This is a genomic window from Streptomyces sp. NPDC005438, assembly GCF_040606315.1.
In the GTDB taxonomy this organism is placed as follows: domain Bacteria; phylum Actinomycetota; class Actinomycetes; order Streptomycetales; family Streptomycetaceae; genus Streptomyces.
In genome coordinates this window covers 149,564-174,511 of sequence record NZ_JBEXEP010000012.1, presented here as the reverse complement: position 1 = coordinate 174,511, position 24,948 = coordinate 149,564, and the positions used below count along the sequence as shown (strand labels likewise).

Annotated in this window: 22 protein-coding genes; 15 read left to right on the top strand and 7 right to left on the bottom strand. The window is 72.1% G+C overall.

Annotation, left to right across the window (positions count from 1 at the left end; genetic code table 11):
* Positions 1 to 105: 105 nt before the first annotated feature.
* Positions 106 to 3,000 (top strand): aminomethyl-transferring glycine dehydrogenase, encoded by a 2,895-nt coding sequence (gcvP, locus tag ABZT14_RS22940; RefSeq protein ID WP_356305758.1) that lies wholly within the window; start codon positions 106 to 108, stop codon positions 2,998 to 3,000.
* 79 nt (positions 3,001 to 3,079) lie between these two features.
* On the opposite strand, the gene ABZT14_RS22935 is transcribed toward gcvP, so the two are convergent.
* Positions 3,080 to 3,661 (bottom strand): hypothetical protein, encoded by a 582-nt coding sequence (locus ABZT14_RS22935; protein WP_356305756.1) that lies wholly within the window; start codon positions 3,659 to 3,661, stop codon positions 3,080 to 3,082.
* Positions 3,662 to 4,129: 468 nt separating this feature from the next.
* Between ABZT14_RS22935 and ABZT14_RS22930 the strand changes: the two genes are divergently transcribed.
* Together ABZT14_RS22930 and ABZT14_RS22925 are read left to right on the top strand one after the other, a co-directional pair.
* The gene (locus ABZT14_RS22930; RefSeq protein ID WP_356305754.1) at positions 4,130 to 5,626 is read left to right on the top strand and encodes a glutamate--cysteine ligase; all 1,497 of its coding nucleotides are present in this window, start codon (positions 4,130 to 4,132) and stop codon (positions 5,624 to 5,626) included.
* 305 nt (positions 5,627 to 5,931) lie between these two features.
* On the top strand, positions 5,932 to 6,735 hold the full coding sequence (locus tag ABZT14_RS22925; RefSeq protein WP_356305752.1) for a type II CAAX endopeptidase family protein: 804 nt from the start codon (positions 5,932 to 5,934) through the stop codon (positions 6,733 to 6,735).
* A gap of 34 nt (positions 6,736 to 6,769) precedes the next feature.
* Here the strand turns inward: ABZT14_RS22925 and ABZT14_RS22920 are convergent, their stop codons facing one another.
* Positions 6,770 to 7,153 carry a VOC family protein gene (locus ABZT14_RS22920; protein WP_356305750.1) on the bottom strand — a complete coding sequence of 128 codons (384 nt, stop codon included), beginning with the start codon at positions 7,151 to 7,153 and terminating at the stop codon, positions 6,770 to 6,772.
* An 89-nt stretch (positions 7,154 to 7,242) separates the two neighbouring features.
* A complete protein-coding gene (locus ABZT14_RS22915) occupies positions 7,243 to 8,061 on the bottom strand; it encodes a PhzF family phenazine biosynthesis protein (RefSeq protein ID WP_356305748.1) in 819 nt (272 codons plus the stop codon).
* A gap of 190 nt (positions 8,062 to 8,251) precedes the next feature.
* Here ABZT14_RS22915 and ABZT14_RS22910 point away from each other — a divergent pair, with 190 nt between their 5' ends.
* On the top strand, positions 8,252 to 8,770 hold the full coding sequence (locus ABZT14_RS22910; RefSeq protein ID WP_356305746.1) for a Clp protease N-terminal domain-containing protein: 519 nt from the start codon (positions 8,252 to 8,254) through the stop codon (positions 8,768 to 8,770).
* 97 nt (positions 8,771 to 8,867) lie between these two features.
* Positions 8,868 to 9,902: an EamA family transporter gene (locus ABZT14_RS22905; RefSeq protein ID WP_356305744.1), complete on the top strand. Its 1,035-nt coding sequence runs from the start codon at positions 8,868 to 8,870 to the stop codon at positions 9,900 to 9,902.
* Here the strand turns inward: ABZT14_RS22905 and ABZT14_RS22900 are convergent.
* A complete protein-coding gene (locus tag ABZT14_RS22900; protein WP_356305742.1) occupies positions 9,880 to 10,578 on the bottom strand; it encodes a pyridoxamine 5'-phosphate oxidase family protein in 699 nt (232 codons plus the stop codon). The two genes, ABZT14_RS22905 and ABZT14_RS22900, sit on opposite strands and share 23 nt — an antisense overlap.
* Positions 10,579 to 10,629: 51 nt before the next feature.
* On the opposite strand from ABZT14_RS22900, the gene ABZT14_RS22895 reads away from it, so the two are divergent.
* The 6 genes from ABZT14_RS22895 (at position 10,630) to ABZT14_RS22870 (ending at position 17,129) form a co-directional block, all read left to right on the top strand.
* Entirely contained in the window at positions 10,630 to 11,961 is a 1,332-nt protein-coding gene (locus ABZT14_RS22895; protein WP_356305740.1) for an aminotransferase class I/II-fold pyridoxal phosphate-dependent enzyme, read from the top strand.
* A gap of 188 nt (positions 11,962 to 12,149) precedes the next feature.
* On the top strand, positions 12,150 to 12,911 hold the full coding sequence (gene fabG, locus ABZT14_RS22890; protein ID WP_356305738.1) for a 3-oxoacyl-ACP reductase FabG: 762 nt from the start codon (positions 12,150 to 12,152) through the stop codon (positions 12,909 to 12,911).
* A gap of 16 nt (positions 12,912 to 12,927) precedes the next feature.
* Positions 12,928 to 13,710, top strand: coding sequence for an SDR family oxidoreductase (locus ABZT14_RS22885; RefSeq protein ID WP_356305736.1), 783 nt, complete (start codon positions 12,928 to 12,930; stop codon positions 13,708 to 13,710).
* Positions 13,711 to 14,034: 324 nt separating this feature from the next.
* Positions 14,035 to 15,618 carry an ABC transporter substrate-binding protein gene (locus ABZT14_RS22880; RefSeq protein WP_356305734.1) on the top strand — a complete coding sequence of 528 codons (1,584 nt, stop codon included), beginning with the start codon at positions 14,035 to 14,037 and terminating at the stop codon, positions 15,616 to 15,618.
* Between the two features lie 83 nt (positions 15,619 to 15,701).
* The gene (gene ung, locus ABZT14_RS22875) at positions 15,702 to 16,388 is read left to right on the top strand and encodes a uracil-DNA glycosylase (protein ID WP_356305732.1); all 687 of its coding nucleotides are present in this window, start codon (positions 15,702 to 15,704) and stop codon (positions 16,386 to 16,388) included.
* A 255-nt stretch (positions 16,389 to 16,643) separates the two neighbouring features.
* Positions 16,644 to 17,129, top strand: coding sequence for a hypothetical protein (locus ABZT14_RS22870; RefSeq protein ID WP_356305730.1), 486 nt, complete (start codon positions 16,644 to 16,646; stop codon positions 17,127 to 17,129).
* 19 nt (positions 17,130 to 17,148) lie between these two features.
* Here the strand turns inward: ABZT14_RS22870 and ABZT14_RS22865 are convergent, their stop codons facing one another.
* Positions 17,149 to 17,757, bottom strand: coding sequence for a TetR/AcrR family transcriptional regulator (locus ABZT14_RS22865; RefSeq protein WP_356305728.1), 609 nt, complete (start codon positions 17,755 to 17,757; stop codon positions 17,149 to 17,151).
* A gap of 84 nt (positions 17,758 to 17,841) precedes the next feature.
* Here ABZT14_RS22865 and ABZT14_RS22860 point away from each other — a divergent pair, with 84 nt between their 5' ends.
* Positions 17,842 to 19,089, top strand: a complete 1,248-nt coding sequence (locus ABZT14_RS22860) for an FAD-dependent oxidoreductase (RefSeq protein WP_356305726.1) — start codon at positions 17,842 to 17,844, stop codon at positions 19,087 to 19,089.
* A gap of 120 nt (positions 19,090 to 19,209) precedes the next feature.
* Here ABZT14_RS22860 and ABZT14_RS22855 read toward each other — a convergent pair whose 3' ends face one another.
* Positions 19,210 to 20,952, bottom strand: a complete 1,743-nt coding sequence (locus ABZT14_RS22855) for a pyruvate dehydrogenase (protein ID WP_356305724.1) — start codon at positions 20,950 to 20,952, stop codon at positions 19,210 to 19,212.
* A gap of 105 nt (positions 20,953 to 21,057) precedes the next feature.
* A complete protein-coding gene (gene ligD, locus ABZT14_RS22850) occupies positions 21,058 to 21,942 on the bottom strand; it encodes a non-homologous end-joining DNA ligase (protein ID WP_356305722.1) in 885 nt (294 codons plus the stop codon).
* Positions 21,943 to 21,972: 30 nt separating this feature from the next.
* Between ligD and ABZT14_RS22845 the strand changes: the two genes are divergently transcribed.
* From ABZT14_RS22845 to ABZT14_RS22835, 3 genes are all read left to right on the top strand, one after another.
* Positions 21,973 to 23,052: a Ku protein gene (locus tag ABZT14_RS22845; protein WP_356305720.1), complete on the top strand. Its 1,080-nt coding sequence runs from the start codon at positions 21,973 to 21,975 to the stop codon at positions 23,050 to 23,052.
* A gap of 115 nt (positions 23,053 to 23,167) precedes the next feature.
* On the top strand, positions 23,168 to 24,253 hold the full coding sequence (locus tag ABZT14_RS22840) for an S-(hydroxymethyl)mycothiol dehydrogenase (protein WP_356305718.1): 1,086 nt from the start codon (positions 23,168 to 23,170) through the stop codon (positions 24,251 to 24,253).
* Positions 24,253 to 24,918, top strand: coding sequence for an MBL fold metallo-hydrolase (locus ABZT14_RS22835; protein ID WP_356305716.1), 666 nt, complete (start codon positions 24,253 to 24,255; stop codon positions 24,916 to 24,918). Before ABZT14_RS22840 ends, ABZT14_RS22835 begins: the two co-directional genes overlap by 1 nt.
* Positions 24,919 to 24,948 lie beyond the last annotated feature (30 nt).

Here is a 24,948-nt window from a genome sequence, read left to right as displayed (position 1 = left end):
CGACGGCCCGGTGAAACTCTCAGGTTGAGATGACAGAGGGGGAGGCCGTTCGGGCACCGTGCCGCGGTGCCCCTCGAAGGTCGCAGCGACCAGGAGGCCCCCGCGATGAACGCCACACACACTTCCCTCGCCGATCTGGAGCGCGCCGACGCCTTCGAGCGGCGGCACATCGGCCCCGACGCCGAGGACCAGGCCAAGATGCTGGCCCAGGTGGGCTACGGCTCGCTGGAGGAGCTGACCGAGGCCGCGGTGCCGGACGTCATCAAGAGCGCCGGGTCCCTGCGGCTGCCCGAGGGCCGCAGCGAGGCCGAGGTCCTGGCCGAGCTGAGGGAGCTGGCCGGGAGCAACCAGGTCCTGCACTCCATGATCGGACTGGGCTACTACGGCACCTTCACGCCCTCGGTGATCCTGCGGAACGTGATGGAGAACCCCGCGTGGTACACCGCCTACACCCCGTACCAGCCGGAGATCTCCCAGGGGCGCCTGGAGGCGCTGCTGAACTTCCAGACGATGGTGGCCGACCTGACCGGGCTGCCCACCTCCAACTCCTCGCTGCTGGACGAGGGAACCGCCGCCGCTGAGGCGATGGCCCTCTCCCGCCGGGTCGGCAAGGTCAAGGGCGGCGTCTACCTGGTGGACGCCGACTGCCTGCCGCAGACCCTGGCCGTGCTGCGCACCCGCGCCGAACCCGCCGGGGTGGAGGTGGTCGTCGCCGACCTGGGCGAGGGCATCCCCGAGGAGGTGGCCGAACAGGGCGTCTTCGGCGTCCTGTTGCAGTACCCCGGGGCCTCCGGGGCGGTCCGGGACCACCGCGCGGTGATCGAGCGGGCCCACGAGCTGGGCGCGGTGGTCACCGTCAGCGCCGACCTGCTGTCGCTGACCCTGTTGGCCTCCCCGGGTTCCCTGGGCGCCGACATCGCGGTCGGCTCCAGCCAGCGCTTCGGGGTGCCGATGGGGTTCGGTGGCCCGCACGCGGGCTTCATGGCCGTACGGGAGAAGCACGCGCGGAGCCTGCCGGGCCGGTTGGTCGGCGTCTCCAAGGACGTGGCCGGCGCCAAGGGCTACCGGCTGGCGCTCCAGACCCGGGAACAGCACATCCGTCGGGAGAAGGCCACCAGCAACATCTGCACCGCCCAGGTGCTGCTGGCCGTCATGGCCGGGATGTACGCGGTGTACCACGGCCCGGAGGGGCTGGCCGCCATCGCTCGCCGTACCCACCGGTTCGCCGCCGTGCTGGCCGAGGGGCTGCGCCGGGGCGGGGTCGAGGTCACCCACGAGCGGTTCTTCGACACCCTGACCGCGCGGGTGCCCCAGGGCGCCGAGGAGGTCGTACGGCGGGCCCGCGAACAGGGCGTCAACCTGCGGCTGGTGGACGCCGACCAGGTGGGCGTGGCCTGTGACGAGACCACCACCCGGGCCCAACTCGCCACGGTGTGGCAGGCGTTCGGGGTCGAGGTGGACCCCGCCGGGGTGGACGCGCTGGACGCCGCCACCCCCGACGCCCTCCCCGGTGAGCTGCTGCGGACCGACGAGTACCTCACCCACCCGGTCTTCCACCAGCACCGTTCCGAGACCGGGATGCTGCGCTACCTGCGGCGACTGGCCGACCGGGACTACGCCCTGGACCGGGGCATGATCCCGCTGGGCTCGTGCACCATGAAGCTCAACGCGACCACCGAGATGGAGCCGGTGACCTGGCCGGAGTTCGGTGCCCTCCACCCCTTCGCCCCCGTCGAGCAGGCCCAGGGCTACCTCACCCTGATCCGGGGGCTGGAGCGGCAGTTGGAGGAACTGACCGGCTACGACCGCGTCTCGCTCCAGCCCAACGCCGGCTCCCAGGGGGAGCTGGCCGGACTGCTGGCGGTCCGCGCCTACCACCGGGCCAACGGTGACGACCAGCGCACCGTCTGCCTGATCCCCTCGTCCGCGCACGGCACCAACGCGGCGAGCGCGGTGATGGCCGGGATGAAGGTGGTCGTGGTCAGGACCGGCGAGGACGGCGACGTGGACGTGGCCGACCTGCGCGCCAAGATCGAGCAGTACGGTGAGCAGCTGGCCGTGCTGATGGTCACCTACCCCTCCACCCACGGGGTGTTCGAGGAGCACATCACCGACATCTGCGGGGCGGTGCACGACGCCGGCGGCCAGGTGTACGTCGACGGCGCCAACCTCAACGCCCTGGTCGGGCTGGCCCGTCCGGGCAAGTTCGGTTCGGACGTGTCCCACCTGAACCTGCACAAGACCTTCTGCATCCCGCACGGCGGCGGTGGCCCCGGGGTGGGCCCGGTGGGGGTGCGCGAGCACCTGGCGCCGTACCTGCCCAACCACCCCCTGCAGCCGGAGGCCGGACCGGAGACCGGTATCGGCCCGATCTCCGCCGCCCCCTGGGGCTCGGCCGGAATCCTGCCGATCTCCTGGGCCTACGTACGGCTGATGGGTGGGGAGGCACTGCTGCGGGCGACCCAGGTCGCGGTGCTCAGCGCCAACTACATCGCCCGGCGCCTGGAGCCGCACTACCCCGTGCTCTACACCGGTCCCGGCGGGCTGGTCGCCCACGAGTGCATCATCGACGTCCGCCCGCTCACCAAGGAGACCGGGGTGAGCATCGACGACGTGGCCAAGCGGCTGATCGACTACGGCTTCCACGCCCCGACCATGTCCTTCCCGGTGGCCGGCACCCTGATGGTCGAGCCCACCGAGAGTGAGGACCTGGCGGAACTGGACCGCTTCTGCGACGCCATGATCGCCATCCGGGCGGAGATCGAGCGGGTCGGCAACGGCGAGTGGAGCGCGGAGGACAACCCCCTGCGCAACGCTCCGCACACCGGGGCGCAGCTGGCCGGCGAGTGGCCGCACGCCTACGACCGCGCCGAGGCGCTGTTCCCGCCCGGTGTCGACCCGGCGAGCAAGTACTGGCCGCCGGTGCGCCGGATCGACGGCGCCTTCGGTGACCGCAACCTCGTCTGCTCCTGCCCCCCGATGGAGGAGTACGACGACTGAACGGGCGACTGACCCACACGGTCCGGTGACAGCAGTGGCCCCGCTGGAGACAGCGGGGCCACTGCTCGTACAGCGGGGCTCAGGCAGGCGCGCTCATCAGGGGGCCGGCCAGCAGACGTACGGTCAGCAGGGGCAGCAGGGCCTCGACGCGGTGCGGCCGGTGGGAGGGGATACCCGGAGGCGCCGGCGCCAGGGGGACCAGCAGGTCGTTGGGCGCGGGGCCGTTGCGGTCGGGAGCCGCGTCGACGTCACCGTGCAGCCAGAGGGTGAGCATGTACAGCTCCGGCAGCGACAGCAACCGGGGCTGGTACGAGCCGGCCTGGGCGGAGCACTGTCGTAGGGCGCGCTCGGTGGAGGTCACGTACGGGCCCTGGCTGAGGTAGCCGAAGGTCCAGCCCTCCGGGGTGAGCAGCGCCTCCGCCGCCTGCGGGGGGTCGGCGCTGGTGCCCTCGGCCGGCCCCAGGGGGAACCGCCAACCGGTGAGTTCGGTGCGGATCTCGCCCCGGGGGTCGCGCAGCCGCTTCCAGGTGTGCACCGGCAGGGAGAGTTCGGGGTGCGGGGAACCGGGGCCCGAGGTGGCCGTGGGGCCGTGGACGTCCTGGAGGGCGGCGAGCACACAACGCAGCGCGGGTGCTGGCGGTGGCGACAGATGCAGGGGCATGGACGGGACGCCTCTCGCTCGGAGACTGAGGGATCTGCGGGCGCGAACTCCGGTGTTGGCGCGACAGGTCGACATCGGCCCGGTGACGGCGGAGAATTCCCGCGCCACTTCTCGGGTCGGGGTGCCCGCCAAATCCTATACGAAAGACGCTGAGGTGCGGATTCGAATATCCCCGCGCGATAATGGCGGCAAGATGACTTCCGGCCTTCCTCGGGGCATTATCCGCTCTCTCGCCACTTCCGCAACCCGGGCGCGAAAGGGCTTTCTCCGTGACGTTGTCTGCCGGTTCCGACGAGGTGAGGAATCGGCCCGGCTGATGTCCGGCACCCGTGCCGGATCCGGTTATGCCGGGGGAACGTGCTGCGGGGTGGTGACCGGACGTGGTGTGGCCGACCCTTGGGGACGCGTTATGGATCGCACGGGCTGGGCATCATCGGAAACACGTTCCGAGGCAGGGAGGGTGCCCTGATGGGTGAGAAGGTCGCGGCGGACAGGTTCGACCTGTCCGACCGGCAGCGGTACCGGCGCAAGCTGGAGCGGTCGCTTCTGGCGCTGGAGCTGCTGCTGGAGGAGGACAGGTTCGAGCGACCGCGTAACCTCATGGGCCTGGAGATCGAGCTGAACCTGGCCGGGGCGGACGGTATGCCGAGGATGCTCAACGCGGAGGTCCTGGAACGTATCGCGAGTGACGATTTCCAAACAGAGCTGGCCCAGTTCAACCTGGAAGTCAACGTGGTGCCCCACGCGTTGACCGGCCGGGTATTCGACCAACTCGCGGAAGAACTCGACGCGGCGCTCGGGTACGCCGACCGGCAGGCGCGGCAACTCGACTCCCGTATCGTCATGATCGGAATTCTTCCCACGCTCACCGAAGAGGACATGGTCTCCTCCAACCTCTCCGAGGCCGACCGCTACACCCTTCTCAACGAACAGATCATGGCGGCCCGGGGCGAGAACATGAGCCTCGACATCGAGGGCGTGGAGCATTTGCGGTGCACCTCCGCCTCTATCGCCCCCGAGGCCGCCTGCACCTCGGTGCAGTTGCACCTGCAGGTCACCCCGCAGCGTTTCCCCGACGTGTGGAACGCGGCGGAGGCCATCGCCGGGGTGCAGATCGCCATGGGCGCCAACGCCCCCTTCGCCTTCGGCCGGGAACTGTGGCGGGAGTCGCGGGTGCCGCTGTTCCTCCAGTCCACCGACCCCCGGCCGCCGGAGCTGGTCGCCCAGGGCGTACGACCGCGTACCTGGTTCGGGGAGCGCTGGATCAGCTCGGTCACCGACCTGTTCGAGGAGAACGTGCGTTACTTCCCCGCGCTGATCCCCCTGATCGGTGAGGAGGACCCGATACGGGAGCTGGAGGAGGGACGCGTCCCGGAGCTGTCCGAGCTGACCCTCCACAACGGCACCGTCTACCGCTGGAACCGCCCGGTGTACGAGGTCGCCGGCGGGATCCCCCACCTGCGGGTGGAGAACCGGGTGTTGCCGGCCGGGCCGACGGTCACCGACGTCCTGGCGAACACCGCCCTGTACTACGGACTGGTCCGCGCCCTGGCCGAGGAGTCCCGACCGGTGTGGACCAGGATGCCCTTCTCCGCCGCCCAGGAGAACTTCGACAGTGCCTGCCGGCACGGCATCGAGGCCCAGCTGTGGTGGCCGCGTTCGGGGCGGGGCGGCGGTCTGGTCGCCCAGCCGGCGGCCGAACTGGTGCGGGACGAGCTGTTGCCGCTCGCCGCCTCGGGGCTGGACTCGTGGGGGGTGGAGCCGGCCGACCGGGACCGGTACCTGTCGGTGATCGAGGAGCGGTGCCGGCGCCGGGTGAACGGGGCCTCCTGGCAGGCGGCGGCCTTCCACGAGGCCCGGGCGGGCGGCCTGGACCGGGAGAAGGCGCTGTCGGCGATGACCCGCAGGTACTGCGAGTTGCTGCGTACCGGCGAGCCGGTGCACACCTGGCCGGTCGGCCTCTGAGCCCCGGGCCGTCCTCGGCCGTGCTCCGGTGACCGCCCGTCCTGAGCCGAACTCCGGTGACCGCCCGGGCGGGACCCCGGGCTGAGGGGTGTGCCCCGGCGTCCGGCAAGCTGGGGCACCAGGACGGCGTCCACCCGGGACGGTGATCGTGGACCGGACCCCGGTGGTGCGGGGGACGCGGCCCGTCCCGTGCCCGGCGGGGCGGGCGGACCCGGTCGGGGCGGACGTGATGGTATCGGCGCCCCGGGCACGAGGGCCGCCCCGACCGGTGGGCGGCCGTCGTGACCGGAGGAGCTGGAGGACAAGTGCGGCCACCTGAACGGGACAAGGGCACCGTGGAGCCCCAACTCGCCCTGTCACCGCGGTTGTTGGGTGTGGAGACCTGGGTGGTGCTGGGCCTGTCGCTCGGGGCCAGCGCGGTCTCCTCGCTGATCAGCTTCCTGGGCGCGGTCACCGCTCCCGGTGGGCTGTCGGACCAGGCGGCCCGGTTGAACACCTCCCGGGCGCCGGACCGGCCCTGGTTGGACCTGGCCTGGCAACTGTTCGGGGTGGGCACCGCCCTGGTGCCGGTGGTGCTGGTGGCCTACCTGCTGGTGCGCGAGGGCGCGCCGGGACTGCGGTGCCTGGGCCTGGACCGCACCCGCCCCCGTTTCGACCTGGGGCGGGGCGTGGCGGTGGCCGCCGGCATCGGGGGCAGCGGGCTGCTGTTGTACCTGGGCGCCCGGGCGGCCGGCGCCAACCTCACCGTCGTACCGGAGTCGCTGCCCGAGGTGTGGTGGAAGATCCCGGTACTGATCGCCTCCGCCGTGCAGAACTCCCTGGTGGAGGAGGTGATCGTGGTCGGCTACCTGCTGCGGAGACTGGACCAGCTCGGCTGGGCGCCCTGGGCCGCGCTGGCGGCCAGCGCCGTGCTGCGCGGCTCGTACCACCTGTACCAGGGCATCGGGGGGATGCTGGGGAACATGGCGATGGGCGTGATCTTCGTCTGGCTGTACCGGCGTTGGGGCAGGATCGGCCCGCTGGTCGTCGCCCACGCGCTGATCGACATCGTGGCCTTCGTCGGCTACGCCCTGCTGGCCGGTCGGGTCGACTGGCTCCCCACCGCCTGAGCCCGTGCCGGACCCGGGGGCCCGGCACGCGGCGTCAGGAACCCGTGGCGGCCCGGTCGGACTCGCTGCGCAGTACGCAGAACTCGTTTCCCTCGGGGTCGGCCAGGATGGCCCAGCCCGACCCGTCGGGGTTGCGGTGGTCGGCGACGAAGGTGGCGCCGAGCCCCAGCAGCCGTTCCACCTCCTGGTCACGTGAGGTCTCCGGGCGTAGACACAGGTGGAGGCGGTTCTTGGTCGTCTTGGCCTCGGGGACCTGGTTGAAGTGCAACACCGGCCCCTCCGCCAACAGCACCAGGGCCTCCGTCACACCCGGTTCGTCATCGGGGTGCGTCGGGCGTCCGGTCACCTCGCTCCAGAAGCGGGCCAGCCGGTAGGCGTCCGTACAGTCGATCGCCACGTTCTGCAGTACTGAGACCATGCGTACGAGCCTCACCGATCTCCGCGCCCCGCGCCACCGAATTGCCGCCCGCCCGCTCGTGCCGGCGGCGCGGCCCGCCGTGGACGGACCTACGGCAGGGCCAGCAGCCGCCCGTCCAGCACCGTGACCGCCCGGCCGGTGAGCAGGGTGCGGTCGCCGTCCAGGGTGGTGACCACCGTGCCGCCCCGGGCCGACAGTTGCCGTCCGACCAGTCGGGGCCGTTCCAGCCGCCCGGACCACAGGGGGGCCAGCGCGGTGTGGGCGCTGCCGGTCACCGGGTCCTCGGGCACCCCGACGGCCGGCCCGAAGAAGCGGGACACGTAGTCGCAGTCCTCCGTCTCGCCGGCCCGCGCGGTGACGATCACCCCTCGGTGGTCGAGCCGTGCCAGCGCGCCCAGGTCGGGGGTGAGCCCCCGGACCGTGGCCTCGTCGGCCAACTCCACCAGCAGGTCGCCCACCTGGGGGCCGGTGTCCCAGGCAGCGGTGACCTCGGCCCCCAGCGCCTCGGCGACCTGGGCGGGGGCGGCCACCTCGGTGAGCGGAGCGGTGGGGAAGTCCAGGGTCAGCGCCCCGTCCTCGGCGATCCGGGCCGACAGCACCCCACTGAGGGTGCGGAACCGTACGGTGCCCCGTGCCCGGGACTCGCTGGCCAGCACGTGGGCGGTGGCCAGGGTCGCGTGCCCGCACAGCCGGACCTCGGTGACCGGGGTGAACCAGCGCAGCGCCCAGTCGGCCTCGTCGTCCTCGGGCAGCGGGTGGGCGAACGCGGTCTCGGAGAGGTTGAACTCCTGTGCCAGCAGCCGCAGTTGGTCGTCCCCGGGGAAGGGGCCGGCCTCCCACAGCAGTACGGCGGCGGGGTTGCCGGTGAAGGGGCGGTCGGTGAACGCGTCGACGATGCGGGCTCTCATGGGCGCATCGTAGGGCGGGCCGTGCGGGGCCGGCGGCGGCTGTGGAGGGTGGGGTCGGGCTCGGGGGAGATCCCGGGTGGGTGTCGTCCTCTGGGAGGAGGACAGGGTGGGCGTGAACGACCAGAGTGGGACCACTGATCCGCCATGCCGGGGATGCCCGGTAGTGCGGGGAAATGGTGAGGTGGTGGACGTGCGAAGCCTTGTCCAGGAAGCGGAGGGCCGCCCGTCGCCCGCGCTGCCCTCCCTCAGTCCCGAGCTGGCCGCCGCCGTACTCGGTGCCCGGCGCCGTGCGGCGCGGGGAGCGGACCCGCAGATCGACACCGCGCACCTGCTGCACAGCCTGCTGGAGAGCGACCAGGGCACCCGTGAGTCGCTCAGCGGCGACGAACCGGCGCGGCTGGGGCGGCTGTTGGGCTACCTGGTGCAGCGCAGCATCGGCTACGGGCTGGTCTGGCAGACCCGGGCCGAGGGCCCGGAGGCGCAGGCCGAGACCTGGTGGGGCGGGGTGAGCGGCTGGTCGCCCAAGGCGGCTGCCGCCCTGAACGGGGCGCTGGTGCGGGCCCGTCTACGTCGGGCGGAGTACGCCACGGGGCGGGACCTGATGGCCGCGCTGCTCGCCGACCCCGAGTGCCGGGCGGTGGAGGTGCTGCGGTCGGCCGGTCTGGATCCGATGGGGGAGACCGGGCGGATGGGCGAGCGCGCCTGCTGAGGCCGACGCCCCTCTTGGGGGGTGAGTTGCCTCTCCCCGGGCGGTGACAGGGGTGTTCTGGGATGACACGCCTGTACGGCGTTGGCATCATGAAGCGATGCCCAGCGTCACCCGCTCCGCCCGGGGCCGGACCTCCGCGCTCCAACTGGCCCTGCTCTCCGCGTTCGCCTTCGGAGGGGCCGGCCCGGCCGCGAAGCCCCTGATCATCGCCGGCCTGGAACCGCTCCAGGTGACCTGGCTGCGGGTGGCCGGCGCCGCCGCGGTGCTCTCCCCCCTGCTGTGGCGTCACCGTGTACTGCTGCGACGGCGCCCGGCGCTGGTCGCCGGCTTCGGTCTGCTGGCCGTGGCCGGTGTGCAGGCCTGCTACTTCGGGGCCATCTCCCGTATCCCGGTGGGCGTCGCCCTGCTGATCGAGTACCTGGCACCGGCCCTGGTGCTGGGCTGGGTGCGCTATGTGCAACGCCGACCGGTCAGCCGGTCCGCCGCCGTGGGCGTGGTGCTGGCGGTGGGCGGTCTGAGCTGTGTGGTCGAGGTGTGGGCGGGCCTGAGCGTGGACCCCCTGGGGTTGCTGCTCGCCCTGGGGGCGGCCTGCTGCCAGGTCGGCTACTTCGTGCTGTCCGACCACGGCGCGGACGGCGAGTCGGCCCCCGACCCGCTGGGAGTGGTCGCCTACGGCCTGGCTGTCGGCGCGCTCTTGCTGACCGTGGTGGCCCGCCCCTGGGAGATGGACTGGGCCCTGCTCGCCGGGGACGGTCAACTGGCTGGCGCGCGGGTGCCGCTGGTCGTGCCGGCCGGCTGGATGGTGCTGGTGGCCACGGTGGTCGCCTACCTGACCGGGGTGGTGGCGGTACGCCGACTGAGCCCCGCCGTGGCCGGGGTGGTGGCCTGCCTGGAGGCGGTGCTGGCGACCGTACTGGCGTGGGTGCTGCTGGACGAACACCTGTCGGCGGTCCAACTGCTGGGCGGGGCCGTGGTGTTGCTGGGCGCGCTGATCGCCCAGCGGGCCACCCCCAGGGAGGCGCCGGCCCAGCCCGTGGCGCAGGGAGGCCGGACCCCCGACGAGCCCCGGTCGGACGGCGACCTCCCGACGTCGGGGAACCTGGCGGACCTCAACGACCGGTCAACGCCCTGAGGTACGACGGGGGTTCGGCCCCCGCTCCCTCCGGGTCGGCCGGCACCGGGGCGCCGTAGCCGCTGGTGGTCGGCACCACTCCGCTCCAGTGGGGCAGCTCCTCGTCCTCCGGGTCGTCGCTGGGGCCGCCCTCGCGTACCTTCGCCGAGACCTCGTCCAGGTCGAGCCGCAGCACCGTGGTGGCGGCCAGCTCCTTGCGGTTGGCGGGCCGGCTGTCCGAGGAACGGCCGGCCACCACCTGGTCGACCAGTGCGTCCAGGGCGTGGCGTGCCTCCTCGGGGTCGGTGACCACCCGTGCCCTTCCGTGCGCCACCACCGAGCGGTAGTTCAACGAGTGGTGGAAGGCGGACTTGGCCAGCACCAGGCCGTCGACGTGGGTGACGGTGAGGCAGACCGGCATCCCCTCCGGGGCCTGGTCGGCGGCCCTCAGCGGGCGCGAGCCGCTGGATCCGTGGACGTACAGCCGCTCCTCCACGCGGGTGTAGAGGGTGGGGAGCACCACCGGGGCGCCGTCCCGGACGAAGCCGAGGTGGCACAGGTAGCCCTGGTCGAGGATCGCGTGGATCAGGTCGCGGTCGTAGTGGGCGCGCTGCGGGGCGCGGGTGGGGGTGGTGCGCTCGGTGGCCGGATAGCGGCCGTCGGCCGGGGGGTTGGCGGAGGCGGGCGGAGCGGTCATCGGCTACCTCGTCTCTTGCTCCTCGTATTGCACTAGTGCATAGTGTTGTTTGTGCTAGAAGAATATCCCATCACGGGTCGCCGTGCCACGGAGATCGCGGCCAGCGTGGAGACCGCCCTCGCCGAGGGGAGCCTCCGCCCCGGCCAACTCCTGCCCCCGCTGAGGGAGTTGGCGACCGCCCTGGACGTCAACCCCAACACGGTGGCCGCCGCCTACCGCACCCTGAGGGAACGGGGCGTGGTGCACACCGCCGGCCGTCGCGGCACCCGGGTACGGGAACGGCCGGCCAGCGTCGCCCGCGAGGCGATGTGGGCCAAGCTGCCCGAGGGCGTCCGCGACCTGTCCAGCGGCAACCCCGACCCGGCGCTGCTGCCCCCGCTCGCCGAGGCGCTGGCCGAGGCCGGCCGCGCCCACGCCCGCCGCCCCGTGCGGTACGGGGACGACCCGGTCGAGCCCGAGTTCGCCGACCATGTCCGGCGGGCCCTGACCGCCGACGGGGTACGCGCGGACTCCCTGGCCGTCACCTCCGGTTCGCTGGACGGCGTCGAGCGGGTGTGCGCCGCCCACCTGCGTCCCGGGGACGCGGTGGCCGTGGAGGACCCCGGCTGGGGGAGCCTGCTGGACCTGGTGCCCGCGCTGGGGCTGCGGGCCGTACCGGTGGCGGTGGACGACGAGGGGCCGCTCCCCGAGGAGGCGGAGCGTGCCCTCGCCGAAGGGGTACGGGCCTGGGTGGTCACCGCCCGGGCGCAGAACCCCACCGGGGCCGGCCTGTCCGCGACGCGGGCCGAACGACTGCGCCGACTGCTGGGCGAGCACCCCGACACCCTGCTGATCGAGGACGACCACGGTCACGGCATCGTGGACGAGCCGTACCACCCCCTGGTCGGGGTCACCCGGCACTGGGCGCTGCTGCGGTCCACGGCCAAGGTGCTGGGGCCGGACCTGAGGGTGGCGGTGCTGGCCGGCGACCAGGTCACCCTGGACCGGGTGCGCGGACGGCAGTGCCTGGGGCCGGGCTGGGTGAGCCACCTGCTCCAGTGGGCCGTGCTGCACCTGTGGCGTACCGGCGCGGTGGACCAGGAGGCGGTGGCCCGCTCCTACGGTGCGCGGCGCGAGGCTCTGCTGCGGGCCCTGGGGGAGCGGGACGTGCGGGCGTGGGGGCGCGGCGGGATGAACGTGTGGGTGCGGGTGCCGGACGAGACCGCGGTGGTGACCCGGTTGATGACGGCCGGCTGGGGGGTGGCCCCCGGGGCCCGCTTCCGGTCCGACAGCCCGCCCGGGGTGCGGATCACCGTCTCCGATCTCGCGTTGTCGGAGGTGGGGGAGTTGGCCGACGCCGTGGCCGAGGCCCTGCGCCCGGAGCGGGTGGGGCGCTACGGCTGAGGTGGCCCGAGGGTGCGGGGCCCCGCCGGCGTCACGTCGTGGCCGGGCCCCCGGCGGCCGGTGCGACCCGGGCGTTCGCCCGGCTCGTACCGGGCTGGTCGGCGTTGACACCCGGTGCCCTGGCTTCTAGCGTCACCCCTGTTCCAGGAACTAAGCGGTTGCTCATCTAGGGCGAGGAGAAGGCCAGCATGTCCACCACCGAACAGCGCGTAGCAGTCGTCACCGGGGGCGCTCGGGGAATCGGCGCCGCCACCGCCCTCCGGCTCGCCGCCGACGGCAACAAGGTCGCCGTGATCGACCTGGACGAGGCCGCCTGTCAGTCCACCGTCCAGGCGGTCAAGGACGCCGGCGGCACCGCCCTCGCCGTGGGCGCCGACGTCTCCGACAGCGCCCAGGTGGAGGCCGCCGTGGAGCGGGTGGTCGCCGAACTGGGCGCTCCCACCGTGCTGGTGAACAACGCCGGTGTGCTCCGCGACAACCTGCTGTTCAAGATGAGCGAGGGCGACTGGGACACCGTGCTGAACGTCCACCTCCGGGGCAGCTTCCTGATGACCCGGGCCTGCCAGAAGCACATGGTGGACGCCGGCTACGGGCGGGTGGTCAACCTCTCCTCCTCCTCGGCCCTGGGCAACCGCGGCCAGGCCAACTACGCCGCCGCCAAGGCCGGTCTCCAGGGCTTCACCAAGACCCTGGCCAAGGAACTGGGCAAGTTCGGGATCACCGCCAACTCGGTGGCGCCCGGCTTCGTCGTCACCGACATGACCGCGCAGACCGCCGAGCGGGTCGGCATGGGCTTCGAGGAGTTCCAGGCCGCCGCGGCCAGCCAGATCCCCGTACAGCGGGTGGGCCGCCCCGAGGACATCGCCAACGCCGTGGCCTTCTTCGCCTCCCCGGACGCCGGCTTCGTCTCCGGCCAGGTGCTGTACGTGGCCGGTGGCCCGCTCAACTGACGACAGGGAGTCACGGATGACCAGCGACACGGCACGAGCGGACCAGCCCCCCGCCGACAGCGGACGGGTGGCCCTGGTCACCGGGGCGAGCCGGGGCATCGGACTCGGGATCGCCGAGACCCTCGCCGCGAAGGGGCACCGCTTGTGTGTGACCGCGCGCAACGAGGAGGCGCTCAGCGAGGCCGTCGAACACCTCGGGGGCAGGGGCCGGGCCATCGGTGTGGCCGGCAAGGCGCATGACGAGGCGCACCAGGCCGAGGCGGTACGCCGTACCGTCGAGGAGTTCGGCCGGGTCGACTACCTGGTGAACAACGCCGGTACCAACCCGGTGTTCGGTTCGCTCGCCGAGCTGGACCTCGACGTGGCCCGCAAGGTCTTCGAGACCAACGTCCTGTCCGCCCTGGGCTTCGCCCAGCGCACCTGGGGGGCCTGGCAGCGCGAGCACGGCGGCGCCATCGTGAACGTCGCCTCGGTCGCCGGGGTCTCCGCCTCCCCGATGGTGGGCGCCTACGGGGTGAGCAAGGCCGCGATGATCAACCTCACCCAGCAGCTGGCCCACGAGTTCGCCCCCGGGGTGCGGGTGAACGCCCTGGCGCCGGCGGTGGTGCGGACCAAGTTCGCCCGGCCCCTGTACGAGGGGCGGGAGGAGGAGGCCGCCGCCTCCTACCCTCTCGGCCGGCTCGGGGAGCCGGCCGACATCGGGGGAGCCGCCGCCTTCCTGGTGTCCGAGGAGGCGGCCTGGATCACCGGGCAGACCCTGGTGGTCGACGGTGGTCTCTTCCTCAACGCCGGAGTCTGACCGTCCGGCCCCCGCCTCCCGGGCGGGGGCCCAACGGGCGGGCGTACCAGGGGAGTTGGGGCTTTCGTGGCGGAGGCGTACCGCAGCGTTGCCGGGCTGTTCTCCGACCGTCCGAACTGGCCCGTAAGAGTGAGACAAAGCCGTTGGGTGGGCCATCCTCTTTGAGGAACCCCTGAGGTAGTGTTACCCCGCCTCCAGCCTGCGGTTCCCCAGGGCGACAGGTAGTCGTGCGGGTGCGGAGAGCTCAAGTGAACTGGCCGAAAGGGACTCTTCCCTTTCCCACCACGCCGAGCGGTGGTGGCTCGCCGACTGAGGAGCGCGTTCGTGTTCAACCGGTACGGGTCTTTGAAGATCACGGCAGCCGTGCTGGCGTCGACCCTGCTCGCGGGCTGTGGCCTGCTCACGGGTGGGAGCGACGACAAGAAGGAGACCCTCGTGGTGGGCACCACGGAGGCGCCGAGCGTGCTGGACCCCGCGGGCGCCTGGGACGGGTCGTGGGCGCTGTACCGGAACATCTTCCAGACCCTGATGCAGATCCCGATCTCCAAGAGCACCCCGGAGCCGGACGCCGCCAAGCGCTGCGTCTTCAAGGACGCCGACTACAAGGTGTACCAGTGCGACCTCCGCACCGACATCACCTTCTCCGACGGTGAGCGGATGGACGCCCGCGCGGTGAAGCACTCCTTCGACCGGCTGCGCTCGGTCCACGAGAAGCTGGGGCCGGCCCCCCTGCTCGCGGTGATACGGAAGGTGGAGACCAAGGGCGACAACACGGTCGTGTTCCGCCTCAAGAAGGCCGACGCGACCTTCCCCTTCCTGCTGTCCACCCCGGCCGCCTCGCTGGTCTCCCCGAAGGCGTACCCGAAGAAGCAGCTGCGGCCCGGCTACGAGATCGTCGGCTCGGGGCCGTACAAGCTCAAGGCGTACCGCAAGGGCAAGGAAGCCGAGCTGGAGAAGAACGAGGACTACAAGGGCGCCGCCAAGGTCCGCAACGAGGGCGTGACCATCCGGTACTTCCAGAAGTCCGGCGCGCTGATGAAGGCCTTCCGTGACAAGCAGCTCGACGTGATCTACCGGGGGCTCACCCCGCACCAGATCCAGACCCTCCAGAAGGAGAGCACCCGGGGCGACAGCGTGGACCTGACCGAGAACGACGGTTCGGAGATCCGCTACCTGGCCTTCAACACCAAGTCCTCGTCCGTCTCCAACCCGGCGGTCCGCAAGGCCATCGCCCAGATGATCGACCGCAAGGCCCTGGTGCGGAACGTCTACCAGCACACCGCCGAGCCGCTGTACTCGATGGTCCCCAGCGGCATCCCGGGGCACACCAGCCCCTTCTTCGACCTGTACAAGGACCCCGACACCGCCAAGGCCAAGAGCATCCTGCGGTCCGCCGGCATCGACCAGAAGGTCAAGCTGACCCTCTGGTACACCACGGACCGGTACGGCGCCACCACCGCCGAGGAGTTCCAGGAGATCAAGCGCCAGCTGAACGGCTCGGGCCTGTTCGACGTCACCGTCAAGGGCAAGCCCTGGGACGAGTTCCAGGCCGGCTACAGCAACGGCAAGTACGCGGTGTTCGGGCGTGGTTGGCAGCCGGACTTCCCGGACGCCGACAACTACATCACCCCGTTCGTGGGCACCGGCAACGTCCTGAGCATCCCGAACCAGCAGACCAAGATCCTGGACGACCTGCTGCCCCGGTCGCGTCGCGAGACCAACCGCGCCAGCGCCGCCGACTCCTTCGGCGAGGCCCAGAAGCTCCTGGCCCAGGACGCCCGGGTGCTGCCGCTGTGGCAGGGCAAGATCTACACCGCCTCGCACCCCGAGGTGGCGGGCATGGACTTCAGCGTGGACAGCGCCACGATCATGCGTATGTGGGAGCTGTACACCAAGTCCAGCTGGTGACGGTACGGTTCGGCGACCCCGACTGTCAGTGCTGACCGGTACGTTCGGCGCGTACTCTCATCCACCAGTTGGAGGTTGTCCACGTGACGGACATGCTGCCCGCGTCCTGGCGCGAGGTTCTCGGTGAGGAGTGTCGGAAGCCCTACTTCTCCGACCTCCTGCGCTTCGTCGAGCAGGAGCGCGAGCGGGGGCCGGTCTACCCGCCCCGGGAAGAGGCCTTCGCCGCCTTCGAGGCCACCGCGTTCGAGGACGTCAAGGTGCTGGTCCTCGGCCAGGACCCGTACCACGGGGAGGGGCAGGGACACGGGCTGTGCTTCTCGGTGCGCCCCGGGGTACGCACCCCTCCGTCGCTGCGCAACATCTTCAAGGAGATGCACGCCGAACTCGGCCACCCGGTCCCGGACAACGGCTACCTGATGCCCTGGGCCCGACAGGGCGTGCTGCTGCTCAACGCGGTGCTCACGGTCCGGGCCAAGGAGGCCAACTCCCACAAGGGACAGGGCTGGGAGCAGTTCACCGACGCGGTGATCAGGGCCGTCAGCGACCGCGAGCAGCCCGCCGTGTTCGTGCTGTGGGGCAACTACGCCAAGAAGAAGCTCCCCCTGATCGACACCGAACGGCACACCGTGGTGCAGGGCGCCCACCCCTCACCGCTGTCCGCCAAGAAGTTCCTCGGCTCCCGTCCGTTCGGGCAGATCGACAAGGCGCTCGCCAACCAGGGCCATGAGCCGGTCGACTGGCGGTTGCCCGACCTGGGCGCTTCCGCCTGACCCGAGTCGGTGACGGTGGGACCGCGACCCGGGGCGCTCCCCCCTGGGCGCGGTCTCCGGGGCTAGGGTGCGTCGCTTGGATCAGGTGGATCAGTGAGCGGGCCCGACCCCGAAGAACGCGGTGGTCGTCGGCTCGCTCACCCCACGAGGGTCCCCGCGTCCACGCCCGCCAGCGGGTACGTGAGCCCCGACGGCCCCTCGGCCGCCGGGGCGCCGGCTCACGGCGTGGACCGGGTCACCACCGAAGAGGAGCAGATGAGCCAGCAGCCCCCCACGCCGCACGACCTCACCACCCGTATCGCCCAGGCGGTGATCCTCCACCGGGGCGGTGACCGGGAGGAGGCCAGAAGCCGGCTGGCCTCCCTCTGGAAGGAGACCGAGGAACCCCGGGGAGACCTGCTGCACCGCTGCACCATCGCCCACTACCTGGTCGGCACCCAGGACGAGCCGGCCGACCAACTCCACTGGGCCCTCAGGGCGTTGGAGGCCGCCGACCTGTCGCTGGACCAGGAGGTGCGGACCGCCGAGGACGAGGCGCGGCTGTTGGCGATCCGTTCGCTCTACCCCTCGCTCCACCTGAGCCTGGCCTCGATCTACCTGGCACTGGACGTCCCCTTCGAGGCCCGGCGGCAGTTGGGTCGCGCACGCGGGCGCTGCGCCCACCTTCCGGCGGACGCCCACGGGGAGAACGTCCGCGCCGCCATCGAACAGCTGGCGAGGAGACTCGACCCCGCCTCCTGAACCACCCGTGCGGGAGGGGTCAGTGGGCCACGTAGAGCATTCCGGCCAGCAGCTCGTGGCAACTGGAGCGCAGCTCGTCCAGCGAGGGCGGCACCGCGTGGTGGGTGCCGGCGATGCAGGTGAACAGCACACCCTCGATCCAGGCCAGCGTGGACTGGGCGTGCCGCTCGGGGTCGGGGGACCCGGCCTGGCTCAGCTGGGCGATCAGCGGTTCGCGGAAGGAGAAGGCTCCGGCCTGGTCGTAGCTGGCCCTCAGCTCGGGTTCGCGGGTGGCCTCCAGGGCCAACTCGTACCGCGCGAGGGCCAGTTCGCGTTCCTTGGTCAGCAGGTGCCGCAGTGCCTGGGCGGTGGCCTCCACCAGCCCGTCCAGGGTCTCCGGGGGGCCGGTGCCCCCGGGTGGGGTCAGCGCCATGGCCTCCCGGGTGGCCAGTCTGCTCACCGTCGACTTCAGCAGGTCGTACCTGCCGGGGGCGTACCCGGCGGTGGTGCCCTGGGGAAGTCCGGCCTCCTTGTCCACCGTCTGAGGGGTCACCGCGTCCAGTCCGTGGTTGGCCAGCAGCATGATCGCGGTGTCCGCGATCAGCGCGGCGCGCTCGTCGCCGCCCCACGGCGTACCTGAGGAAGCCATACCAGAACTGTACCGCCGGTACTACGGGCGTAGTACGGTCTACTACGACCGTAGGAAAACCAAAGGCGAGTGGTGGGAGAGCCCATGAGACAGGCAACAGCCCTGGTCATCGGCGCCGGAATGGGTGGACTGACCGCCGCCGCGGCCCTGGCACAGCGCGGTTGGTCGGTAACGGTGTTCGAACGATCGGACCAATTGGAGCCCGTGGGAACGGCCCACGCGCTAGCCCCCAACGCCCAGCGCGCGCTGGGCGTGCTGGGCCTCGGCGAGGCGGTCCGTACCCTGTCCTCCTGGCTGGCCGAGGGCGGTGTCCGCACCCCCTCCGGCCGCTGGCTCTACCACACCCTCACCGACGGCAGCGAGGAACGCTTCGGTGGCCCCCTGGTGCTCACCCCCAGCTACGAACTGCTGAAGCTGCTCGCCTCGCTGCTGCCGCCCACCGCGTTGCGCCTGGGCACCTCGGTCCGCGTACTGGACCCCGGGGACGCCGACCGGCCCGCCCGGCTGCGCAGCATCCCCTGCGAGGGGCGGGGGCACCGTCACCGTCAGGTGCCCACCCGCGAGTGGACCGCCGACCTGGTGGTCGCGGCGGACGGGGTGCACTCGGCCACCCGGCGGACGCTGTTCCCCGACCATCCCCCACCCCGCTACGTGGGGCTCACCTCCTGGCGGATGCTGGTGGACGCCCCCGCCGGCTGCGTGGCGGCCCAGGAGACCTGGGGCCGGGGAGCGCTCTGGGGGACGGTGCCCCTGCGGGACGGCCGCCTGTACGCCTACGGGGCGGCCCACGCCCGCGCCGGACGGCGGGCGCGGTACGGCGAACGGGCCGAACTGCTGCGGCACTTCGGAAGTTGGCACGCCCCCATACCGGAGCTGATATCCACGGTCCGGCCCCGGGACATCCTGCGCACCGACATCCACGAGGCCGACCGTCCGCTGCCCGCCTACCACCGGGGACGGGTCGCCCTGCTCGGCGACAGCGTCCACCCCATGCCCCCGCACCTGAGCCAGGGCGGGGCCCAGGCCATCGAGGACGGGGTGGTGCTCGCCCACCACGCCCGACCCGCCCACTTCGACCCCGACCGCGACCTGGCGGCGTACTCCCGGGACCGGCTGCCCCGCACCACCGCCGTGGTGCGCAGGGCGGTACGTGCGGGACGGTGGGCCGTCTGCTCCTCGCCCGCCCTGTGCGCGCTGCGGGACGGAGGGGTGGCCCTGATCAGTCGGCTCTCCCCGGAGGTGGGGCTGCGGGGGCTGGACGGCATCGCGGACTGGAGTCCGCCCCCTTCGCCCGAGGACGCTCCGCCTCCCCACGAGTACGCGGCGAGCTGAGGCGCCGCACGCAGCCCCGGGTCAACGGCACGGCCGACGGCGGCAGTCGGGGTCAGCGGGTGCGGCCGGCCCGCTGTCCCGGTCCGTCCGTCGACCGGGGGACCTGCTGCTGACGGGTGGTCAGGGGCGGGGGATGTTCCGCAGGTTGGCGCGGGCGAGCTTGAGCATACTGCCCACCCCGCCGGCCACCACCGTGCGTCCGGCGGCCAGGGCGAAGCCCTTGACCTGGTCGAAGGTGAAGTGCGAGGGGATGGACAGGGCGTCGGAGTCGGTGCGGAACTCCAGCAGCGCGGGTCCGGGGGAGGCCAGCCCCTCCCGCAGGGTCTTGGCCACGTCCTGGGGCCGCTCCACCCGCCAACTGGGGATGTCCAGGGCGCGGGCGAGGGCGTGGAAGTCCACCGGGGGGTGGTCGGTCTGGTACGAGGGGAGGCCGTCCACCATCATCTCCAGCTTGACCATGCCCAGTGAGGCGTTGTTGAACAGCACGATCTTCACCGGCAGTTGGTGCTGCCGCACGGTGACCAGTTCGCCGAGCAGCATGGCCAGACCGCCGTCCCCGGACAGGGCGATCACCGGCCGGTCGGGGTCGGCGAACTGGGCGCCGATGGCGTGGGGCAGGGCGTTGGCCATGGTGCCGTGGGTGAAGGAGCCGATGACCCGGCGGCCCCCGCCGGGGGTGAGGTAGCGGGCGGCCCAGACGTTGTTCATCCCGGTGTCCACGGTGAACACCGCGTTCCCGGGGGCGATCTCGTCCAACTGGCTTGCCACGTACTCGGGGTGGAGCGGCACATGGCGCTCCACGTCACGGGTGTAGGCGTCCACGGCCGTGGTCAGGGCGCGTTCGTGCTTCCGCAGCATGGAGTCCAGGAACTTACGGTCCGACCTGGGGCGCAGCAGTCCCCGTACCGCCTCCAGGGTGGCCTTCACGTCCCCGTGCACCGCCTGTTCCAGCGGGGTGCGCTTGCCCAGTCGCCGCGCGTCACGGTCCACCTGGACGGTACGGGCCTGGGGGAGGAACGAGTCGTAGGGGAAGTCGGTGCCCAGCATCAGCACCAGGTCCGCCTCGTGCAGCGCCTCGTAGCAGGCGCCGTATCCCAACAGGCCCACCATGCCGACGTCGTAGGGGTTGTCGAACTGGATCCACTCCTTGCCGCGCAGGGTGTGCCCGACCGGGGCGCACAGGGTGTCGGCGAGTTCCATCACCTCGGCGTGCGCGCCGCGTACCCCGGCCCCGCAGAACAGCGTCACCCGGGAGGCCTCGTTGAGGCGCCGGGCCAGCTCCTCCACCGCCTCGGGGGTGGGGGTGAGGACGCCGTCGGCGGGTGAGAGCCGGCCCTCCCCGGTGGGGTGGGGCGCGGTACGAGCGGCCACGTCGCCGGGGAGCACCAGCACCGCCACCCCGGGTTCGGCCACCGCGTGCTGCACCGCGATCCTCGCCAGCCGGGGCATCTGCTCCGGCTGGGAGACCAACTCGCAGTAACCGGACGCCTCCTGGAGCAGCCGCTCGGGGTGGGTCTCCTGGAAGAAGCCGGTACCGATCTGGGCGGAGGGGATGTGGGAGGCGATGGCCAGCACCGGCGCCCCACTGCGGTGGGCGTCGTACAGCCCCTGCACCAGGTGGGTGTTGCCCGGGCCGCAGGAACCGGCGCAGACCGCCAGCCGGTCGGTGAGCTGGGCCTCGGCCGCGGCGGCGAAGGCGGCGGCCTCCTCGTTGTGCACGTGGACCCAGCGCAGTGCTCCGTCGGAGCGTCTGATGGCGTCCACCAGGGGGTTGAGGCTGTCGCCCACCACCCCGTAGACGTGCCGGACGCCGGACTGCTCCAGCACCCTGACCAGCTGGTCGGCGACGGTGACCGAGGCCATCGGGCCCCTCCTCGGATTGGGGACGATCCGCGTGTTTCGGGCCCAGGCTAGGTCGGGTGTCCCGTCGTCGCAGGGCGGAGGTCGGCGCGTGGGCGGCGTCCCGGGTCAGGGCAGCGAGCTGGCCCGGGACGCGTTGAGCAGGGGGCCCAGCAGGTCGCCGTACCGCTCCAGCCGTCCGGGCAGATCCCCGGCGGTGAACGTCAGCTCCTCGGGGTCCTGGCAGCTCTCCACCTCCTCCCAGGTCACCGGGGTGGAGACGGTCGGGGTGGGCTGGGCGCGCAGGGTGTAGGGGGCGGCCGTGGTCTTGGCCTGCGAGTTCTGGCTGTGGTCGATGAACACCCGGCCCGCGCGCAGTCGTCGGGCCATCTGGTGGAGGGCGAGGTCGGGCAGGGCCCGCTCGGCTCGCCGGGCGAGTGACCGGGCGTAGTCGGAGACGGTACGGGAGGGGGTGGGGCGCAGGGGTACCAGCAGGTGGAGCCCCTTGGCCCCGGAGGTCTTGGCGTGGCAGCGCAGCCCGTCCTCGGCCAGCCTCTCGCGCAGCCACACCGCGACCGCGCAGCAGTCCACCAGGGTGGCCGGTGCTCCGGGGTCCAGGTCCAGTACCAGGCGGTCCGCCTGCGCCTGGGCGCCGGCCAGCCACTGTGGGGTGTGGAGTTCCAGGGCGGCGAGGTTGGCGGCCCAAATCAGGCTGGCCAGGTCCTGGATCATCACCCGCTGGCTGGTGCTGCCGTCGCTGTGCCGGACCTCGCAGGTCCTCACCCACTCGGGGGTTCCGGGCGGGATCTGCTTGGCGAAGAAGCGCTGGCCCTCGACCCCGTCCGGGTACCGCACGAAGGACAGCGGCCTGCCCTGCAGGTGGGGGAGCAGGGCGCCGGCCACCCGGGCGTAGTAGTGCAGGGCCTCGCCCTTGGTGAAGCCGGCCCGGGGATACAGCACCTTCTCCAGGTTGCTGAGCGTGAGACGCCGACCCTCGACGACGGTGAGCGGCATACCCTGAGAGTCCCACAGAAGGGATGAACGATGCGATCTATCTGGAAAGGGTCTATTTCCTTCGGGCTGGTCACCATCCCCATCAAGGTCATGGGGGCCACCGAGAGCCACAGCGTCTCCTTCTCGCAGGTGCACGCCGAGGACGGCGGACGCATCCGCTACCGGAAGTTCTGCGAACTGGAGGAGCGGGAGGTTTCCAGCTCGGAGATCGCCAAGGCGTACCGGCTCGGCGACGGCACCGCCGTGCAGATCGACGAGGACGACCTGGCCTCCCTGCCGCTGCCCACCACCAAGACGGTCGAGCTGCTGGCCTTCGTCCCCTCCGAGCGGGTCGACCCCATCCAGCTCGACCGCTCCTACTACCTCGCCGCCGACGGCCAGGGTGCCGCCAAGCCGTACGTACTGCTGCGCGAGGCGCTTCAGCGCTCGGACAAGGTCGCCATCGCCAAACTCGCCATGCGAGGCCGGGAGACCCTGGCGATGCTGCGTGTGTACGAGGACGTGCTCGCCCTGCACACCATGCTGTGGCCGGACGAGATCCGCTCCGCGCAGGGGCTGGCCCCGCAGGAGAGCGCGGCCCCACGGAAGGCCGAACTCGACCTGGCCGACACCCTGATGGACACCCTGGGGGACATGGACATCAGCGAGCTGAAGGACGAGTACCGCGAGGCCGTGGAGCAGCTGGTGACCGCCAAGCTGGAGGGCCGCACCCCCGAGATGGCGGGTGGGGGAGAGGCGCCCTCGGGCCAGGTGGTGGACCTGATGGCGGTGCTGGAGAACTCCGTACAGGCCGCCCGGCGCTCCCGCTCCGAGGGGGAGGAGGCCGAGGAGACCGGCGAGGCCGAGGTGCACCAGCTGCCCACCAAGGAGACCGAGAAGCGCACCGGTACGACCCGGAAGAAGGCCGACGGGCGGAAGACCGCGAAGACGACCACCGGCAAGCGGACGGCCAGCAAGAAGACCGCCGCCAAGGCCAACGGGTCGGATGCGGGGAAGAAGACCACCACCTCGCGCTCGGGCACCAGGAAGACCGCAGCGAAGACGGCTGCGAAGACGGCTGCGAAGACCACGGCGAAGAAGACCGCCAAGCGCCCCCGCAAGTCGGCCTGAGCCGGCCCAACTCCCCAGCCGGCGCGCTGGGATGACCCGGAGCGCCGTGTTTGGCAAGCTCCACTGTGAGGCACCCGGTCACGGGAGCCGAGAGGCACAGTGGAGAGGACGCAACATGGCACAGCGGGTACGCGGGGTGATCTCGCCCGGGCGGGACGAGCCGGTACGAGTGGAGACCATCACGATCCCCGACCCGGGCCCCGGCGAGGCCGTCGTCCAGGTACGGGCCTGCGGGGTCTGCCACACCGACCTGCACTACAAGCAGGGCGGCATCAACGACGAGTTCCCGTTCCTGCTGGGCCACGAGGCGGCCGGGGTGGTCGAGTCCGTGGGGGAGGGGGTCACCGAGGTCGCCCCCGGCGACACCGTGATCCTCAACTGGCGTGCGGTGTGCGGCCAGTGCCGTGCCTGTTCCCGTGGCCGGCCCTGGTACTGCTTCGACACCCACAACGCGCGGCAGCCCATGACCCTGGAGGACGGCACCCCGCTGTCGCCCGCCCTGGGCATCGGCGCCTTCGCCGAGAAGACGCTGGTCGCGGCCGGTCAGTGCACCAAGGTCGACCCCGAGGTGTCCCCGGCCGCCGCCGGGCTGCTGGGCTGCGGGGTGATGGCCGGCGTGGGCGCCGCGATCAACACCGGGCAGGTCGGCCGGGGCGACAGCGTCGCCGTGATCGGCTGCGGCGGTGTCGGCTGCGCCTCGGTGATGGGCGCCGCCCTCGCCGGAGCGGCCCGGGTGATCGCGGTGGACATCGACGACCGCAAGCTGGAGTGGGCCCGGGGACTGGGGGCCACCCACACCGTCAACTCCTCCGACCGCGACCCGGTGGAGGCGATCCGGGAGCTGACCGACGGCTTCGGCGCCGACGTGGTGATCGAGGCGGTGGGCCGGCCCGAGACCTACCAACAGGCCTTCTACGCCCGGGACCTGGCCGGCACCGTGGTGCTGGTCGGGGTACCCACCCCCGAGATGCGGCTGGAACTGCCGCTGCTGGACGTCTTCGGCCGGGGCGGTTCGCTGAAGTCCTCCTGGTACGGCGACTGCCTGCCCTCCCGTGACTTCCCGATGCTGGTCGACCTGCACCAGCAGGGCCGTATCGACCTGGGGGCCTTCGTCAGCGAGACGATCACCCTGGACGACGTCGAGGAGGCCTTCGCGCGGATGGGCCGTGGCGAGGTACTGCGCTCGGTGGTGATGCTGTGATGGCGGCGAACTCGGCGACGCCGGACCGCGACTCCGGGGCGGCCCGTATCGAGCACCTGGTCACCTCCGGCACCTTCAGCCTGGACGGCGGGACCTGGGAGGTGGACAACAACGTCTGGATCGTCGGCGACGACAGTGAGGCCGTGGTGGTCGACGCCGCCCACGACGCCGACGCCATCGCCCGGGTGCTCGGCGACCGCCGGCTGCTGGCCATCGTGTGCACCCACGCCCACGACGACCACGTGGACGCCGCACCCGAGCTGGCCCGGCGGTACGGTGCTCCGATCCTGCTGCACCCCGAGGACCTGCCGCTCTGGCGGCTCACCCACCCGGACCGCGAGCCGGACGGTGAACTGGGCGACGGCCAGTCGATCCCGGTCGCCGGGATCGAGCTGACCGTGCTGCACACCCCCGGGCACGCCCCGGGCGCGGTCTGCCTGTACGCCCCGGAGTTGGGGGTGCTGTTCTCCGGCGACACCCTCTTCCAGGGTGGGCCGGGCGCCACCGGCCGCTCCTTCTCGGACTTCGGCACCATCGTGGAGTCCATCCGCACCCGGCTGCTGACCCTGCCCCCCGAGACCGAGGTACGGACCGGCCACGGGGACTCCACCAGCATCGGGGCCGAGGCACCGCACCTCCAGGAGTGGATCGACCGGGGCCACTGAGCCCGGCCCACCCCTCCGGTGTCCGGGCGG